We start from the raw sequence: 16,606 nt of genomic DNA, 5'->3' as shown, positions 1-16,606 counted from the left end.
GCTAGAGCCGCTGGATGATGGTGCCCGTGGCCAGGGCGCCGCCCGCGCACATCGTGATGAGCGCGAACTCCTTGTCCCGGCGCTCCAGTTCGTGCAGCGCGGTCGTGATGAGACGGGCACCGGTCGCGCCCACCGGGTGGCCGAGGGCGATCGCGCCGCCGTTCACGTTCACCTTCTCCAGGTCCTGCTCGAAGACCTGCGCCCAGCTGAGGACGACCGACGCGAACGCCTCGTTGATCTCGACGAGGTCGATGTCCTTGAGGGTCATGCCGGCCTTGCCGAGCACCGCGCGCGTCGCGTCCACCGGCCCGTCCAGGTGGTAGTGCGGGTCCGAGCCGACCAGCGCCTGGGCGACGATCCGGGCGCGCGGCTTCAGCTTCAGCGCCCGCGCCATCCGCTTCGACGCCCACATGATGGCGGACGCGCCGTCGGAGATCTGCGAGGAGTTCCCGGCCGTGTGCACGGCGGTCGGCATGACGGCCTTGAGACCCGACAGGCCCTCCATGGTCGTGTCGCGCAGCCCCTCGTCCCGGTCGACCAGGCGCCACATGCCCTGCCCGGCCGCCTGCTCGGCCTCGGTGGTCGGCACCTGCACGGCGAACGTCTCGCGTTTGAAGCGCTCCTCCGACCACGCGATCGCGGCCCGCTCCTGCGAGATGAGACCGAGCGAGTCGACGTTCTCCCGGGTCAGCTCGCGGCGGCGCGCGATGCGCTCGGCGGCCTCGAACTGGTTGGGCAGGTCGACGTTGCCCTCGTCCGGGAACGGCTTGCCGGGACCGTGCTTGGAGCCGGAGCCGAGCGGGACGCGCGACATGGCCTCGACGCCGCAGGAGATGCCGACGTCGATGACGCCCGCCGCGATCATGTTGGCGGTCATGTGCGAGGCCTGCTGCGAGGAGCCGCACTGACAGTCGACGGTGGTGGCCGCGGTCTCGTACGGCAGGCCCATCGTCAGCCACGCCGTGCGCGCCGGGTTCATGGACTGCTCGCCCGCGTGCGTGACCGTGCCGCCGACGATCTGCTCGACGCAGTCCGGCTGGATGCCGGTGCGGCCGAGGAGTTCTCGGTACGTCTCCCCCAGCAGATACGCGGGGTGGAGATTGGCGAGCGCGCCGCCGCGCTTGCCGATCGGGGTACGTACGGCTTCGACGATGACGGGCTCGGCTGCCATGACAGTCGTCCTCTCCACGCAATCCCGGACGGATGGAACCTGGACTGAGCGTTCCGTCGGAAACTAGAACGCGTACCAGTTATCCATGCAGTCTCGGCGCGCTTACCCCCGGTACGCAAGGGTCGTGCAAGCACAACACACGGAACCAACACAGCCGTGCCCCTTGCCACTTCTAGAACCCGTTACTACCTTTCGAGCCATACCTGACGGAGCGTCAGACAGATTTTGGAGTGGCCCATGCCGTGCCCAGCGCTGCCCGACGGGTTCGACTTCACCGACCCCGATCTGCTCCAGGACCGCGTGCCGTACCCGGAGTTCGCCGAGCTTCGGCAGGCCGAGCCGGTCCGCTGGATTCCGCAGGAACGCGGGATCTCCGGTTTCGACGACGCGGGCTACTGGGCGGTGACCCGGCACGCCGACGTCAAGTACGTGTCCACGCACCCGGAGATCTACTCCTCCAACATCAACACCGCGGTGATCCGGTTCAACTCCTCGATCCAGCGCGACCAGATCGAGATCCAGAAGATGATCATGCTGAACATGGATCCGCCCGAGCACACGCGCGTGCGCCAGATCGTGCAGCGCGGCTTCACCCCGCGCGCCATCCGCTCCCTCGAGGACGCCCTGCGCACCCGCGCCCACGACATCGTCGCGACCGCGCTCGAACAGGCCGGTCCCGACGGGTCGTTCGACTTCGTCACCAACGTCGCCGTCGAACTGCCGCTTCAAGCCATCGCCGAACTCATCGGCATCGCGCAGGACGACCGCTCGAAGGTCTTCGACTGGTCCAACAAGATGGTGGCGTACGACGATCCGGAGTACGCGATCACCGAGGAGATCGGCGCCGAGGCCGCGATGGAGATCGTGTCCTACGCGATGAACCTCGCGGCGGACCGCAAGCAGTGCCCGGCCAAGGACATCGTGAGCCAGCTGGTCGCGGCGGAGGACCAGGGCAACCTGTCCTCGGACGAGTTCGGCTTCTTCGTGATCCTGCTCGCCGTCGCCGGCAACGAGACGACGCGCAACGCCATCACCCACGGCATGCACGCCTTCCTCACCCACCCCGACCAGTGGGAGCTGTACAAGCGCGACCGCCCGAAGACCACGGCCGAGGAGATCGTGCGCTGGGCGACGCCGGTCGTCTCCTTCCAGCGCACCGCCACCCAGGACACCGAACTCGGCGGCCAGAAGATCAAGGCGGGCGACCGGGTCGGCATCTTCTACTCCTCCGCCAACCACGACCCGGAGGTCTTCACCGACCCCGCCACCTTCGACATCACCCGCGACCCGAACCCGCACCTGGGCTTCGGCGGCGGCGGTCCGCACTTCTGCCTCGGCAAGTCCCTGGCCGTGCTGGAGATCGACCTGATCTTCAACGCGATCGCGGACGCCCTGCCCGACCTGCGGCTCGTCGGCGATCCCCGGCGGCTGCGCGCGGCCTGGCTCAACGGCGTCAAGGAACTCCAGGTGGCCGCGCCCGCGAAGGGGTGAAATCCGGCCGGATCCGTCCCCCTGAATGAACACTTTCGTCGCGATACGCGTCTTCTCCCCGAGACCTGAGAAGACGCGACACGACGAGAGACGGATGGTTCGGAACCCGTGGCCACGGTCGACCTTTTCTTCGCCCGCCGCCGCACACCGCTGGTCGTGCGTCACCGGGTGCCGCTGCTCGCGACGGTGCCCACGCTGCCGCTGTACGCGGTGTGGGCGCTGTTCCTCGCGACGGGCGGCGGCGACCTCGCGGCCCAGCAGGCGTGGGCCCGGTTCGCCGCCGACCACGGGGCGTCGGCGTACAACCTGTTCTGGTACGGCGGCATGCACACCGCCAACTACTCGCTGATCTCGCCGTATGTGATGGCCGAGGTCGGGGTGCGGCCGGTCACGGTGGTGTCCGGGCTCGCCGCCGCCTGGCTGGGCGCGGTCCTGTTCGTGCGCACCGGCATCGCCCGCCCGCTGCCGCCCGCCGTCCTGCTCTCCCTGGCCCTGTGGTGCGACGTGGCGTCGGGACGGTCCACCTTCGCGCTCGGGGTGGCCCTCGGACTCGGCGCGGCCGTGGCGCTCACCGGGCGGCGGGGGTATGCGGCCGGGGCGCTCTGCGCGGCGCTCGCCACGATGGCCTCCCCGGTGGCGGGGCTGTTTCTGGCCGTCGTGGGGGCCGGGTATCTGGGCGTACGGGACTGGGGCCGGGCCGCCGCGTACCTGGTGCCGCCCGCGGTAGTCGTGGGCACGACGACGCTGCTGTTCCCCTTCCAGGGCGAGCAGTTGATGCCGCCGGGCCGGATCTGGCCGCCGGTGGTGCTCGCGCTGGCACTGCTGGTGGCGGGGCCGCGGCGCTGGCGGGTGGCGCGCTGGGCGGCCGGTGTCTACGCGGCCGGCACCGTCGTCACCTATCTCGTCCCCTCCCCCGTCGGCACGAACGTGGAGCGGCTCGCCGAACTCGCCGCCCCTGCCGTGCTGTTGGCGGCACTCCAGGACCTGCTGCAGGGACGGCACCGGCTGCGGGCGCTCGTCCTGGCCGTGGCGCTCGTCTGGTCCTCGGTATGGGTGGCGCAGAAGACGGCCGACGATCTGCGGGTGTCGACCCGGGTGCCCGCCTGGGCGGCCGAGACCCACGACGTCGTACGGGAGTTGGAGCGGCTGCGCGCCGACCGCAGCCGGGTGGAGGTGATCCCGGCCCGCAACCACCGGGAGGCGACGGCCCTCGCCCCGTACGTGAACATGGCGCGCGGCTGGAACCGGCAGCTCGACGTCGAGCGGGGGCGGCTCTTCTACGACGGCACGTTCTCGGCGGGCACCTACCGGGCGTGGCTGGACCGGTGGGCGGTCAGCTTCGTGGTGCTGCCCGAGGGCACGCCGGACGGGTTCGCCGAGCAGGAGGCCGCGTTCGTCCGCTCCGGGCCCGCCTATCTGGAGCCGGTGTGGCGCGACCCGCACTGGCGCGTGTACCGGGTGCGGGACGCGGTGCCGCTGGTGTCGGCGCCCGCGACCGTCGTGCGCTCGGACGGGGCGCGGGTCACCGTCCGCTTCAGCCGGGCGGGCACGGCGACGCTGAAGGTCGCGTACTCGCCGTGGCTGAAGTCCGAGCACGGCTGTCTGACGGTGCGGCCGCAGCGCGCGGGCGGGTTCACCGAACTGGTGGCCCCTGCGGCGGGCACCTACCGGGTGGGCTCGGGCTGGGAGCGCGGGCCGTCGCCGGATCCGTCAGCTCCCGGGTGTCGCGCAGGGTGAGGGCGATTCGGTCGGGGTCTCCGAGGGGCTGGGCGAGGCCGTCGGGCTCGCGGTGTCCGTCGGGCTCGCGCTGTCGGACGGGCAGCCACCGTCGCTCGGGGTGCCGGTGCCGGGCTCGTCGGTCGCCGGGGGCGTGGTGCCGTCGGTCGGCGGGGTGGTGACGGGCGGTGTCCCGGAGCCGCTGTCGGTGGGCCCGGGGGTGGGGCTGGGGCTCGGCTCGCCGGTGTCGGTGGGCGACGGCGAGGGCTTGGACGAGGTGGTCGGGCTGGGGCTCGGCTGCCGGGTGGGCGGCGGGCCGATGACGATGCCGCCGCCCTTGTCGCCGTCGACGGGCTTGGTCGCCGGGGTGTCGGAGCCCGCGCCGGGGCTGTCCGGGACGATGCCCTTGCCGTCGGCGACGGTGTGCACGCCCTTGCGGTAGAACTCCATCCAGTACAGGACCGTACGGAGATAGTCGCGCGAGTAGTTGTAGCTGAGGATCGCCCGCTCCAGGCCGCCGCCGGTGCCGACGTCGCGGTTGCCCGCGCACAGGTAGTGGCCGGCCGCGAGGGCCGCGTCGAAGATGTTGTTGGGGTCGGAGGTGCCGTCCCCGTTGCCGTCGGCGCCCCAGCGGCGCCAGGTGCCGGGCAGGAACTGCATCGGGCCGACGGCCCGGTCGTAGACGGCGTCGCCGTCCCACAGGCCGCCCTCGGTGTCGCGGATGAGCGCGAAGCCCTTGCCGTTCAGGGGCGGTCCGGTGATCCGGTGCCGGGTGTTGCCCTTCGCGTCGACGTCGCCGCCGCGCGCCTGACCGGACTCGACCTTGCCGATCGCGGCGAGCAGTTGCCACGGCAGGCGGCAGCCGGGGTCGGTGCGGCCGACGGACGTCTCGGCTCTGCGGTAGGCGGCGAGGACGGTCGCGGGGATGCCGGCCTCGGCGCGGATCACCGTCGGCGGGAACGTCACGTCCGGGTTGTCCGGCGTCGTCAGCGGCGGCAGCTCGGTGTGGTACGAGTCGTCGCCCTGGGAGGGGACGGAGGGCAGGGCGCCGGTGCCGCCCGCGAGGGCGACGGGGTCGGTGCCGCCGTCGTGGCTCTTGGTCAGCTGTTCCACGACCCCCGGGGCCTGGGACGCCGTCAGCAGCGCCGTCGCGGCGACGGCGACCGCGGTGCCGCGCAGCCGGCGGCTCAGGCGGGGGCGTTTGCTCGGTCGCGGGGTGCGCATGTGGTCCCTTTCGTCGGTTCGTCAGCTGCTGAAGGTGTCGATCGCGGAGACCAGCCAGCGGCCGTCGCGGTGGACGAGATCGAGGGCGAGCATGGCGCCCGCGTAGTTCGCGGCGGCGTCCTTCGCCTTCGCCGCCGTGCTGGTGCTGGACTGGTCGGCGTAGACGAGGACCCGGGCGCGGTCGCCGTCGATCCGCTCGACCGCGCTGTCGGTGACGGTGGTGGTGACGACCGTCTTCTGCTTCTGCGCCTGCGCGAGGACGGGCGCCAGGAGCGTGCGGTGCTGGCCGACCGCCTTGCCGGTGAGGAGGCTGTCGGCGGCCTTCTCCTCCGTCTTCGGGTTGGCGTAGTCGTAGGAGAAGAGGGCGTTGACGGCCTTCTCCGCCTGGCCCTTCACGTCGCTGGTGCGGGCGGGGTCGGTCAGCGCGGTGTTCTGGGCGGCGGCCGTGTCGGTGAGCGCGTGGGAACGGGCGTGCGCCCAGCCGGCGAAGGCGCCGAGGAGGAGGGTGAAAAGGAAGAGGGCGGCGAGGAGGCGGCGGGGGGTGGTGGCCGGCTTGAGGCTCGTGGCCTTCTCGGTGGTACGGGGTTCAGGGCGCGGCCGGGTCTTCTTCTCGACGGGTGCCGGGGCCTCGGTCTCGGTCGCGGTCTCGGCCGGCGTGGTGAGCTGCTCGGCTCGCTGGTTCTGGCGCTGGCGTTGGCGGTTGAGGGTGTGGCGGGTGGTCGACGGCATGGTGGCTCCTCAGTCGGTGGTGGACGAGGCCGTGTCGCCGACCTGGGCCTGGGCGAGGGCGCTGAGTTTCCAGTGGCCGTCGGTGCGGGTGAGTTCGCCGAGCATCCGGCTGTCCTTGTCAGTGGCCTTCTGGCCGGACGCCTTCACGGTGATCCGGAGCGCGACCATGACGCGGGCCTTCCCGGCCCGCTCGTCGAGTTCGGTCAGGGCGCCGTCGAGCACCTTCGCCGTACTGACCGTCTTGGCGCTCTGCACTTGCTTCGCGAACTCCGTCCGTCCCTTGACCAGTTGGGAGTGCAGCGCGCCGGTCGTGGAGCTCTCCCACAGGTCGAGGCCGCTGTCGAGCTTCTGGTGGTCGAGGGTGTTGAGGTTCTGCACGGCCTGCTCACCCGCCTCCAGGGCGTCGTCGCGGGCCGCGGCGAAGGAGGCCGTGTCGTCGTGCGCGGCCCCGTACCAGGACCAGCCGCCCCAGACGGCGAAGCCGCCCGCGACGAGGGTGAGCACGAGCGCCACGACGAGCAGGGGTCTTTTCAGCATGGTTCACCTGGCCTTGATGTCGACGATCTGCCATACGTCGTCGGTGAGTTGAGCGGTGACGGAGAGCTGCGCGGCGGACGTGACCGCCTTCTTGTCGCCGCGGTGCGTCGACTGGTCGAGGAACACGAGCAGGTGCGCGGTGTCGCCGCGCAGGCTGACCGTGCCGACGCGGACGGCGTCGGTGGTGAGGGTGACTTTCTGGGCCGGCGCGTTCTTCTGTACCTGGGTGAAGAGTTCGGCGTACTGCTTGGCCGCCTTGCCGGTCAGGACCTGGGATGCCGTGCGCTGGGTCGCGGCTGTGCCGTCCGGGGTGTAGGAGAAGATTTTGGCGAGGGCGCTGCTGATGTCGCCGTTGACGCGGTTGGTGGCGTCGGCGTCGGTGAGGGCCTGGTTCTTGGTTGCGGGGTCGGTGCGGAGGTCGTGGGCGAGGTAGAAGAGGACGGTGCCGGTGGCTAGGAGGAGCACGGCCACGACGGCGGCGACGATGATCTGTAGCCGGGCTCGCGAGGGTGCGGGCTGCTCTTCCTCGGGCGGCGCATCAAGGTCCGTTTCCGGGTGCGCGTCCGGTTGTGGCTGGTCGCGCAGTTCCCCGCGCCCCTTACGGGGCCACCACGCCTTGGGCAATCTGCCGCCTGGGGCGGCAGGGTGGGCAAGGCGGCCCACGGTGCCGGGGGCCTCTTCGGTGGCGTCCGCCTCGACGTCGTGGGTCACTTCGACTCCCCCGTCACCGGTACCGCTCCGAGTGACTTGATCTTCCAGGTGCCGTCGGAGGCCCGGCTCAGTACCGCCTCCAGGCGCTTGCGCTCCGCCGCGGCCGAGCCCGATTTCACCTGCACCGTCGCGATCAGCTTCGCCGTGCCGGCCCGGTCGTCCAGCGCGGTGACCGCCGCATCAGTGACGACCCCGCGGGACGACGCCCCGGCGGCAGGCGACACCCGCGCCAGTTCAGCCCGCAACGGACCCGTGGTCACCGTCTTCCACTCCCGCACCCCGGCCTTGGCCCGAGCCGAAGTCGACGCGTCCAGAGTCGTGAGCCGGGCCACGGCAACCCGCCCGTCGGACAGCACCGCATCCCGGGCCCGGCCGTACGCGAGGTCGCCGTCACTGCGCGCCTGCGCGTACGACCAGGCCCCCGTACCGCACACCGCGAGCGCGACGGCGAGCCCCACCCCCGTCAGGGCCCGCCTCACCGCCCGCTCCCCTCGGACAGTCCGAGCAGTCCGGCCATCCCAGAACCAGAAGATGACGCGGACGACCCATCAGTCACCGAGGGCAGCGACAGCGCGCCCGGCTGTGCGGGCTTGGGTACGGCGCCGCCGCCCGGCGCATGCGCCGAGCCGCGTACGTTCACGCCGCTCGACGCCGGCGCCGTGCAGCGGGCGCCGGTGTTCGTGGCGGGCGCCGCGCTGAGATCCGTACCGAGCCGGTATTTGGTGCCCGAGTAACCCGCCGTGCACGGAAGGGGCTTGAAGAACGTGACCGCCATGCCGAAGTTGACCTTCTTCCCGTCGACGGCCGTGGCCCCCGCGGCGACGGCCGCGGGCAGCTTCACGAGGAGTTCCTCGGTGCCGCGCTGCCGGGTGACGGCGACCTCGGAGGTGGTGAGGAGGTTGGCGAGGACCACACCGACCTCGGGGTTCAGATCGCGCAGCAGGCCGCTGATCCGGGTGGCGGCGTCCGGCGCGGCCATGACCAGGCGGCGCAGGTCGGCGTCGGAGCCCTTGAGGGTGGAGGCCAGTTCGCTGGCGCCGGACGCGAAGGACTTGATGGCGTCGCCCTCCTCGGCCTGGGTGCGCAGGACGACCTCGCCGTCGTTCATGAGCTTCGTGGTCTCGGGGAGGGCCTTGTCGGCGGCCTGGACGAAGTCCGAGCCGTTGTCCATGAGGAGTTGCAGGTCCTCGCCGCGCCCCTCGAAGGCCTTGCCGAACTCGTCGACGACCGTGCGCAGGTCGTCGAGCGGGACGGACGTGGTGAGGTTGTCGACGCTCGACAGGACGTCGGTGACCGGGTTCGGCACCGAGGACGCGGTCCGGTCGATGCGGGCGCCGTCGGCGAGGTACGGGCCGCCGGAACGGTCCGGGCGCAGGTCGATGTACTGCTCGCCCACCGCGGACAGGCTCGCCACGACCGCCTTGGCGTCGTCGGGGATGTGCGGCGCGGACTTCTTGATGCGCAGCTCGGCCTCGACGCCCTCACCGGTGAGGTTGATCGGCCCGACGCGGCCCACCGAGACGCCCCGGTAGGTGACGTCGGAGTGGGTGAACAAACCGCCCGTGCGCGGGAGTTGCACCTTCACCGTGTAGTAGTCGGCGGCACCTACGTAGCGGCCGAGGTCGGCGTAGCGGATGCCGAGGTAGCCGAGGACGAGGACGGCGATGAGCAGGAACGCCAGGTTCTTGAGCCGGATCGCGAGGGTGATCATCGGGAGGCACCCCCGCTCGGCGTCGCGCTCACGCTCGTACCCGTACTCGCACTCGTACTCCCGGTCGTGGACGGAAGCGGCAACGGCGACGACGCCCCCGGGGATCCGGACGACTTACCGGAGGACTTCCCCGACGACTTCTTCAGCGAGTTCTGCGCGGTGGCCGTCGGCGTCGCGCTCCCGTCGCTCTCCTCCAGCGGCGGTATGAGCGTCGTACCACCCACCGCCGCGATGCTCATGTACGTGTTGAGGTAGTCCCCCTTGATGCCGTTCATGACCTCATCGGTGAACGGGTAAGTGAGCAGCACCTGAAGCGAGTTCGGCAGGTCCTGGCCCGAGTCCGCGAGCGCCTTAAGCGTCGGCGCGAGGGACTTGAGGTCGGCGACCATGTCGGCCTGGCTGCGGTTGATGGTGTCGGTGGCGACGTCTCCGAGGCGGTCGAGGGAGCGCAGCATCGTCATCAGTGAACCCCGTTGTTCCTCAAGGGTCTTGAGGCCGGGTGAGAGGTCGGACAGCACGGTGGCGACGTCCTCCTTGCGGTGGGCGAGCGTCGCCGAGAGCCGGTTGACCCCGTCGAGCGCGGCGGTGATGTCGCCGCGGTGGTCGTCGAGGTCGGTGACCAGGGTGTTGACGCGGCGCAGGGTGGAGCGGACATCGGACTCGCGGCCGCCGACGGCCTTGTTGAGTTCCTGGGTGATGGTCTTGAGCTGGTTGACGCCGCCGCCGTTGAGGAGCAGCGACAGCGCGCCGAAGACCTCTTCGACCTCGGTGTTGCGGCCGGTGCGGGAGACGGGGATGGTGGCGCCCGCGTGGAGTGTGCCGGTGCCGTTGTCGGGCTTGACGAGCTGGACGTACTTCTCGCCGAGGAGGCTGGACTGCTCGATGCGGGCGCCGGCGTCGGCGGGCAGCTTGACGTCGCCGTTGATGCGCATGGTGACGCGGGCGGTCCAGCTGTCCTTGCCGGCGAGTTCGATGTCGGTGACACGGCCGACGGACACGTCGTTGACCTTCACCGCGGACTGCGGGACGAGGCTGAGCACGTCCTTCATGTCGGCGGTGATGGTGTACGGGTGTGCGCCGAGGTCGGCGCCGCCGGGCAGCGGCACGTCCTCCAGGCCGCCGAAGGCCGGCGTGGGGACGTTGATCACGCCGAGGGTGAGGAGGAAGGCGACGGTGATGGCGAGGGCACCGCCGAGCGCGGCTCCCGTGCGGGCGGTGGACCGGTTCACTGGTCGCCTCCCACCGAGGGCAGCGGCAGCAGCGGCCCGCCCGAGCTCAGCTCGTTGAGGTTGGCGCGGCCGTCGAGGGTGCGGGTCTTCGGGTTGTACGCGTTCAGGACGTTGTCGGCGGCGAGCGGCGCGACGTCGAGCGCTTCGGCGAGTGAGGCCCGCTGGTCGACGAGGGCCTGGGTGATGGGGACGAGCTTGTCGACGTTGTCCTTCAGTTCGGCCCGGTGGTCGTTGATGAACGTCTTGACCTTGCCGAGCGCGGTGCCGAGTTCCTTGAGGGCGCCCGCGAGGTCGTCGCGGTTCTCCGCGAAGTAGCCGGTGACGTCGTCGAGGGTCTCCTGCGCGGTGCGCACGCCCGAGTCCTCCTGTTTGAGCATGGTGGTGAACGACTGGAGCTGGGACAGCGTGGTGAACAGGTCGTCGCTGCTGCCGTTGAGCGTCTTGGCGGCCTTGCCGAACTGCTCGATGCTGTCGCCGATGTCCTTGCCGTTGCCCTTGAGGTTCTCGGCGCCGGTGGTGAGCAGCCCGGACAGGGCGCCCTTCTCGTTGGCGCCGTCGGGGCCGAGCGCCTTGCTGAGGTCGGTGATGCTGTCGTAGAGCTGGTCGATCTCGACGGGGGTGCGGTTGCGGGAGGCGGGCAGCACCGCGCCGTCCTTGAGGGCCGCGCCCGACGAGTAGGCGGGGGTGAGCTGGACGTACCGGTCGGCGACGACGCTCGGCGCGACGGCGACGGCCCGCGCCGAGGCGGGCACCTTCACCCCGTCGTCGACGGCGAGCGTGACCCGCACCCGGGTGCCCTCGGGGTGCACCCCGTCGACCCGTCCGACGCGCACGCCGAGGATGCGGAGGTCGGAGCCGTCGTAGATGCCGACGGCCCGGTCGAAGTAGGCGGTGATGCGCAGTCCGCCGCCCCCGGTGGCGCTGACGCCGACGATGCCGGCGGCGATCAGCACGACGAGCGCGAGGGAGCCGATGAGCAGCCTCTTCCTGGTCTGCGTGGTTGCCATGAGCGGCGATCAGCCCCCGTTCCCGTAACTGCCGTTCTTCGGTGGTCTGCACGACGACGCGGGGAGCGACTTCTCGGGCAGGTAGTTGCGCGGCACGACGCCGCACAGGTAGCTGTCGAACCAGTGGCCGTTGCCGAGGGTGTTGCCGACGAGCCGGTAGTACGGGCCGAGCAGGGAGAGGGTCTTGTCGAGCTTGCCCTTGTTCTCGGCGAGGACCGTGGTGACCCGGCTGAGCGCGTCGAGCGTCGGGCCGAGCTGCTGGTCGTTGTCGTCGACGAGGCCGCTGAGCTGCTTGCCGAGCGCCTCGCTGCCGCTGAGCAGCGCCTTGATGGCGGTGCGCCGCTTCTTCAGCTCGGTGAGCAGGGAACCGCCGTCGTTGATGAGGGTCTCGAAGCTGGACTGCTTCGTCTGGAGCGTCTTCGTCAGCTTCTTGCTGCCGGCGAGGAGCTCGGCGAGCTGGCTGTCGCGCGAGGAGACCGTCTTCGACAGTGCGGACAGGCCCTTGACGGCCTCCTTCACATCGGGCGGCGAGTCCTTGAACGTCTCGGAGATGGTGTCGAAGCTCGCGGCGAGCTGCTTGGTGTCGATCTCGTCGACGGTCCCGCTGAGGTCCTCGAACGCCTGGGTGACGTCGTACGGGGACGTGGTGCGGGACAGCGGGATGCGGGCGCCGGGGTCCTGGCGGCCGGTGCCGACGGGGTCGAGGGCCACGTACTTGTCACCGAGGAGCGTCTTGATGGCGATGGCGGCCGTGGTGCGGTCGCCGATCCAGGTGCCGTCGTCCTTGATCTTGAAGGTGACCTTCACCTTGGGCCCGTCGAGGCCGACGCCGGTGACCTCGCCGACCTTCACTCCGGCGATCCGCACCTCGTCGCCCGAGCCGAGGCCCGCGGCCTCGCTGAAGTCGGCGCTGTAGGACGTGCCGCCACCGATGTAGGGCAGGCTGCTCGCATTGAACGCGGCGAGGGCGACGAGGCCGAGCGCGACGAGTCCGGCGACCGCGATGAGGACGGGGTTGCGTTCCTGTACGGGCTTCAGCCACTGCCGTTTCCGGCTGCTGACCGGTGTCGACATCACTGGCACCTCGCTTCGTTGACGGAGATACCGGTGGGCGCCTTCGACCCGTCGGACATGGTGACCCCGCTGACGTGCGCCTCGCAGAGGTAGAGGTTGAACCAGGAGCCGTACGACGCGAGCCGGGACAGGGCGTTGAGCTTGCCCGGCGTCTTGTCGAGGAAGTTCTGGATCTGCGGGATGCCCTTGCCCAACTGGTCGGAGAGGCGGCCGAGTTGCTGGATGTCGCCCTTGATCGGGGCCCGCGTGTCCTTCAGGAATCCGGCGGTGACGGTCGTCAGGTCGCCCATGGCGGCGACGGCCTGGCCGAGCGGTTCGCGGTCCTCGTTGAAGCCGGAGACCAGCTGCTGGAGGGTGGTGACGAGGTCGTCGAACTGGCTCTCGCGGGTGTTGATCGTCGACAGGACGTCGGTGAGGTTGCCGATGACCTCGCCGATCACCTTGTCCTTGGCGGCGACGGTCTGGGTCAGCGAGCCGACGTGCGTGATGAGGCTGTCGACGGTGCCGCCCTCGCCCTGGAGGACCTTGACGATCGATCCGGCGAGGTCGTTGACGTCGCTCGGGGACAGGCCCTCGAAGAGCGGCTTGAAGCCGTTGAAGAGGAGGGTCAGGTCGAGGGCGGGGGTGGTGTGGTCGAGCGGGATGGTGTCGCCGGGGCCGAGGTCGGCGCCCGCCGCTCCGGTGCCGCGCTCCAGGGACACGTACCGCTGGCCGACCATGTTGAGGTACTTCACGGCGGCCGTGGTGGTGCCGGGCAGGGTGCGGTCCTTCTCGACGGTGAAGGTGACCTGGGCGGTGCGCCGGTCGACGACGCGGACGTCGGTGACCTCGCCGACCTTCACGCCGGAGATCCGTACGCCGTCGCCGTCGATGAGCCCGGTGACGTCGGTGAACAGCGCCTTGTAGCTGCGGGTGTCGGTGTTGACGCCGCTGTTGGCGATGGACAGGCCGAGCACGGTCGTGGCGAGCGCGGTGACGAGGAGGAAGATCAGTGACTTGGTGATCGGTCCGGCGAGCGAGCGTCGCTTCACATGCCGGAAGTCCGCTTCTGAGTAGCTCACTTGAGCTTCACCTCCGTGCCCCGGTAGACGGGGCCGACGAGCAGGCTCGACCAGTCGGGCAGGTCGTCGGGCGAGGTCTTGGCGGCGGGCGCGATCAGCTCGTTCACCAGGTCGTTCTCCTGCGGCGAGTTGGCGGTCCCGAGGTCCTGTCCGGCGACGGAGTCCGAGGCGGTGGCGGCGGCCGGCGTGCGTGCGGAGGCGCCGCCGAGGTAGGGCACCGAGTAGCAGTTGGGGGTGCCGCCGGAGCCGTAGGACGGGGTGTCGCGTCCGGCCTGGTAGGCGCCCCGGGAGGCGACCGTCGTGATGTCGACGTGCAGTCCCGGCTCGTCGGTGCCCTTGCCGAGCGCCTTGTCCATCCGCGGCACGAACTCGGCGAGCGTACGCAGGGTGCACGGGAACGACGACGAGTACTTCTCCAGGAGCCCGAGCGTGCCCCGCGAGGTGCTGGACAGCCGGATGATGTTGTCCTTGTTGGCCCGCAGGAAGGCGTCGAGGTCCTCGGCGGCGCGGGTGGTGTCCCCGTAGGCGGCGGCGAGGTCGCTGTCCTTCTCGGCGATGGTGCCGCTGGTGGTGGTGAAGTCGGTGAGCGCGTCGAGGATGCCGGGCGCCGCGTCGGCGTAGACGTGGGAGACCTGGACGAGCTGCTTCAGGTCCTCGTTGAGCGTCGGCAGTTCCGGGTTGAACTTCTTCAGGTGCGCGTCGAGCTGGGTGAGCGTGTCGCCGAGCTGGTCGCCGCGCCCCTGAAGTGCCTGCGACACGGCGGACAGCGTCGCGGACAGTTTCTGCGGCTGGACGGCGGTGAGCATCGGCAGGACGTCGTCGAGGACCTGCTGGAGTTCGATGGCGTTGGCGGACCGGTCCTGCGGGATGGTCGCCCCGGCGGCCAGCATCCGTACCCCGGAGTCGGCCGCCGTGTCGCTCTCGCTCGTCGGTACGAGGGCCACGTACCGCTCGCCGAAGAGGGTGGTCGGCAGCATCTGCGCGTGCACGTCGTCGGGGATGCGGTCGAGGGCGCCGGGCTTGAGCGCGAGGACGAGACGGGCCCCGGTCTCCGTCGGCTCGATCTTGCGTACTTCACCGAGGACGACGCCGCGCATCTTCACCTCGGCGCCGAGGTGCATCTCGTTGCCGACGGAGCCGGTGTCGACGGTGACCTCGTCGGAGTCGGTGAAGTCCTTGTTGTAGACGGCGATGGCGAGCCAGATGAGGAGGGCGGGCACGAGGAGGAAGGCGATTCCGGCGAGCCGGCGTCTGATGGTGTCCATCTGCGCTCACCCCGCCACTTTCACGGTCGTGGTGGCGCCCCAGATGGCGAGCGACAGGAAGAAGTCGGTGACGGCGATGACGACGATGGCGTTGCGCACCGACCGTCCCACCGCGATGCCGACCCCGGCCGGGCCGCCGCTGGCGCGGAAGCCGTAGTAGCAGTGGGCGAGGATCACCATCACGCTGAAGATCAGCACTTTCAGCACCGACAGCAGGACGTCGGTGGGTGAGAGGAAGAGATCGAAGTAGTGGTCGTACGTTCCTTGCGACTGCCCGTTGAAGACGACGGTGACGATGCGCGAGGCCAGGTACGAGGAGAGCAGCCCGATCGCGTAGAGCGGGATGATGGCGACGACACCGGCGATGATGCGGGTCGTCACGAGGTACGGCATCGAGCGCACGCCCATGCCTTCGAGGGCGTCGACCTCTTCGTTGATGCGCATCGCGCCGAGCTGGGCGGTGAAGCCGGCGCCGACGGTCGCGGACAGGGCGAGTCCGGCGACGAGCGGGGCGATCTCGCGGGTGTTGAAGTAGGCGGACACGAACCCGGTGAAGGCGGCGGTGCCGATCTGGTCGAGGGCCGCGTAGCCCTGGAGTCCGACGACGGTGCCGGTGGCGGCCGTCATCGCGATCATCACGCCGATGGTGCCGCCGATGACACCGAGGCCGCCGGAGCCGAAGACGACCTCGGCGAGCAGCCGCTGCACTTCCTTGATGTACCGGACGACGGTCCGCGGTATCCAGACCAGCGCCCGCACATAGAAGAGGAGTTGGTCGCCGCCCCGGTCGAGCCAGACGAGTGGAGAAGCCATGCGGGACTCAACCTCCCTTCGGTGGAACGATCTGGAGGTAGATCCCGGTCATCACCATGTTCACGAAGAAGAGCAGGATGAAGGTGATGACGACGGACTGGTTGACGGCGTCGCCGACGCCCTTCGGGCCGCCGCGCGGGTTGAGCCCGCGGTAGGCGGCGACGATGCCCGCGATGAATCCGAAGATGAGGGCCTTCAGCTCGCTGATGTAGAGGTCGGGGAGCTGGGCGAGCGCGGAGAACGACTGCAAGTAGGCGCCGGGGGTGCCGTGTTGCAGGATGACGTTGAAGAAGTAGCCGCCGAGGGTGCCGACGACGGACACCATGCCGTTGAGCAGGATGCTGACGAACATCGCGGCGAGGACGCGCGGCACGACGAGCCGCTGCACGGGCGATACGCCCATGACGGTCATGGCGTCCAGCTCTTCGCGGATCTTGCGGGAGCCGAGGTCGGCGCAGATGGCGGAGCCGCCGGCGCCTGCGATGAGCAGGGCGACGATGAGCGGGCTGGCCTGCTGGATGACGGCGAGCACGCTGGCGCCGCCGGTGAACGACTGCGCGCCCAACTGCTGTGTCAGTGAGCCGACTTGGAGGGCGATGACCGCGCCGAACGGGATGGACACGAGGGCGGCGGGCAGGATGGTGACGCTGGCGATGAACCAGAACTGCTCGACGAACTCCCGGAACTGAAAGGGCCGCCGGAAGGTGTCCCGCACGACGCGCAGCGCGAGCGCGAAGAGCTGCCCGGCCTGCCGGAGGGGCGCGAGGGCCTTGCTGGGCGCCCCGGAGGGGTGCGGGGAACTGCGCGACAAGCCACGACGCTCCGGCACCCGGGAGTCTTCCGGCTGGGGCAGCCGGGTCTCCGCAC

General features: G+C 70.4%; 16 protein-coding genes. 2 read left to right on the top strand and 14 right to left on the bottom strand.

Annotation, left to right across the window (positions count from 1 at the left end; all coding sequences use genetic code 11):
* Position 1: 1 nt before the first annotated feature.
* Complete coding sequence (locus ACFVDP_RS36290) at positions 2-1,171, bottom strand: steroid 3-ketoacyl-CoA thiolase (RefSeq protein ID WP_383499335.1); 1,170 nt, start codon at positions 1,169-1,171, stop codon at positions 2-4.
* A gap of 237 nt (positions 1,172-1,408) precedes the next feature.
* On the opposite strand from ACFVDP_RS36290, the gene ACFVDP_RS36285 reads away from it, so the two are divergent.
* Positions 1,409-2,662 (top strand): cytochrome P450, encoded by a 1,254-nt coding sequence (locus ACFVDP_RS36285; RefSeq protein WP_383499331.1) that lies wholly within the window; start codon positions 1,409-1,411, stop codon positions 2,660-2,662.
* A 108-nt stretch (positions 2,663-2,770) separates the two neighbouring features.
* Positions 2,771-4,399, top strand: a complete 1,629-nt coding sequence (locus ACFVDP_RS36280) for a hypothetical protein (RefSeq protein WP_383499328.1) — start codon at positions 2,771-2,773, stop codon at positions 4,397-4,399.
* Here ACFVDP_RS36280 and ACFVDP_RS36275 read toward each other — a convergent pair.
* The 13 genes from ACFVDP_RS36275 to ACFVDP_RS36215 are packed head-to-tail and all read right to left on the bottom strand — an operon-like array spanning position 4,373 to position 16,550.
* Positions 4,373-5,602 carry a hypothetical protein gene (locus ACFVDP_RS36275; protein ID WP_383499325.1) on the bottom strand — a complete coding sequence of 410 codons (1,230 nt, stop codon included), beginning with the start codon at positions 5,600-5,602 and terminating at the stop codon, positions 4,373-4,375. The genes ACFVDP_RS36280 and ACFVDP_RS36275 overlap by 27 nt on opposite strands.
* 21 nt (positions 5,603-5,623) lie before the next feature.
* A complete protein-coding gene (locus tag ACFVDP_RS36270) occupies positions 5,624-6,331 on the bottom strand; it encodes a hypothetical protein (RefSeq protein WP_383499322.1) in 708 nt (235 codons plus the stop codon).
* Positions 6,332-6,340: 9 nt separating this feature from the next.
* Positions 6,341-6,868 (bottom strand): nuclear transport factor 2 family protein, encoded by a 528-nt coding sequence (locus ACFVDP_RS36265; protein WP_383499319.1) that lies wholly within the window; start codon positions 6,866-6,868, stop codon positions 6,341-6,343.
* Between the two features lie 3 nt (positions 6,869-6,871).
* On the bottom strand, positions 6,872-7,579 hold the full coding sequence (locus ACFVDP_RS36260) for a hypothetical protein (RefSeq protein WP_383499316.1): 708 nt from the start codon (positions 7,577-7,579) through the stop codon (positions 6,872-6,874).
* Positions 7,576-8,058, bottom strand: coding sequence for a hypothetical protein (locus ACFVDP_RS36255; protein ID WP_383499313.1), 483 nt, complete (start codon positions 8,056-8,058; stop codon positions 7,576-7,578). The genes ACFVDP_RS36260 and ACFVDP_RS36255 overlap by 4 nt, the downstream gene beginning before the upstream one ends.
* Positions 8,055-9,290 (bottom strand): MlaD family protein, encoded by a 1,236-nt coding sequence (locus ACFVDP_RS36250; RefSeq protein WP_383499310.1) that lies wholly within the window; start codon positions 9,288-9,290, stop codon positions 8,055-8,057. The genes ACFVDP_RS36255 and ACFVDP_RS36250 overlap by 4 nt, the downstream gene beginning before the upstream one ends.
* Positions 9,287-10,519: an MCE family protein gene (locus ACFVDP_RS36245; RefSeq protein WP_383499307.1), complete on the bottom strand. Its 1,233-nt coding sequence runs from the start codon at positions 10,517-10,519 to the stop codon at positions 9,287-9,289. The genes ACFVDP_RS36250 and ACFVDP_RS36245 overlap by 4 nt, the downstream gene beginning before the upstream one ends.
* Positions 10,516-11,526, bottom strand: a complete 1,011-nt coding sequence (locus ACFVDP_RS36240) for an MCE family protein (RefSeq protein ID WP_383499304.1) — start codon at positions 11,524-11,526, stop codon at positions 10,516-10,518. The genes ACFVDP_RS36245 and ACFVDP_RS36240 overlap by 4 nt, the downstream gene beginning before the upstream one ends.
* 9 nt (positions 11,527-11,535) lie before the next feature.
* Positions 11,536-12,600: an MCE family protein gene (locus ACFVDP_RS36235; RefSeq protein WP_383499301.1), complete on the bottom strand. Its 1,065-nt coding sequence runs from the start codon at positions 12,598-12,600 to the stop codon at positions 11,536-11,538.
* The gene (locus ACFVDP_RS36230; RefSeq protein ID WP_383499298.1) at positions 12,600-13,661 is read right to left on the bottom strand and encodes an MCE family protein; all 1,062 of its coding nucleotides are present in this window, start codon (positions 13,659-13,661) and stop codon (positions 12,600-12,602) included. The genes ACFVDP_RS36235 and ACFVDP_RS36230 overlap by 1 nt, the downstream gene beginning before the upstream one ends.
* A complete protein-coding gene (locus tag ACFVDP_RS36225; protein WP_383499294.1) occupies positions 13,658-14,926 on the bottom strand; it encodes an MCE family protein in 1,269 nt (422 codons plus the stop codon). Before ACFVDP_RS36225 ends, ACFVDP_RS36230 begins: the two co-directional genes overlap by 4 nt.
* Positions 14,927-14,932: 6 nt before the next feature.
* Positions 14,933-15,739, bottom strand: a complete 807-nt coding sequence (locus ACFVDP_RS36220; protein WP_383499292.1) for an MlaE family ABC transporter permease — start codon at positions 15,737-15,739, stop codon at positions 14,933-14,935.
* A 7-nt stretch (positions 15,740-15,746) separates the two neighbouring features.
* Positions 15,747-16,550 (bottom strand): MlaE family ABC transporter permease, encoded by an 804-nt coding sequence (locus ACFVDP_RS36215; RefSeq protein ID WP_383499289.1) that lies wholly within the window; start codon positions 16,548-16,550, stop codon positions 15,747-15,749.
* Positions 16,551-16,606: the final 56 nt, after the last annotated feature.

This window comes from Streptomyces sp. NPDC057694 (assembly GCF_042799415.1).
Lineage (GTDB): Bacteria > Actinomycetota > Actinomycetes > Streptomycetales > Streptomycetaceae > Streptomyces.
The sequence above is the reverse complement of the archived record's forward strand: the minus strand, read 5'-3'. Positions and strand labels throughout refer to the sequence as shown.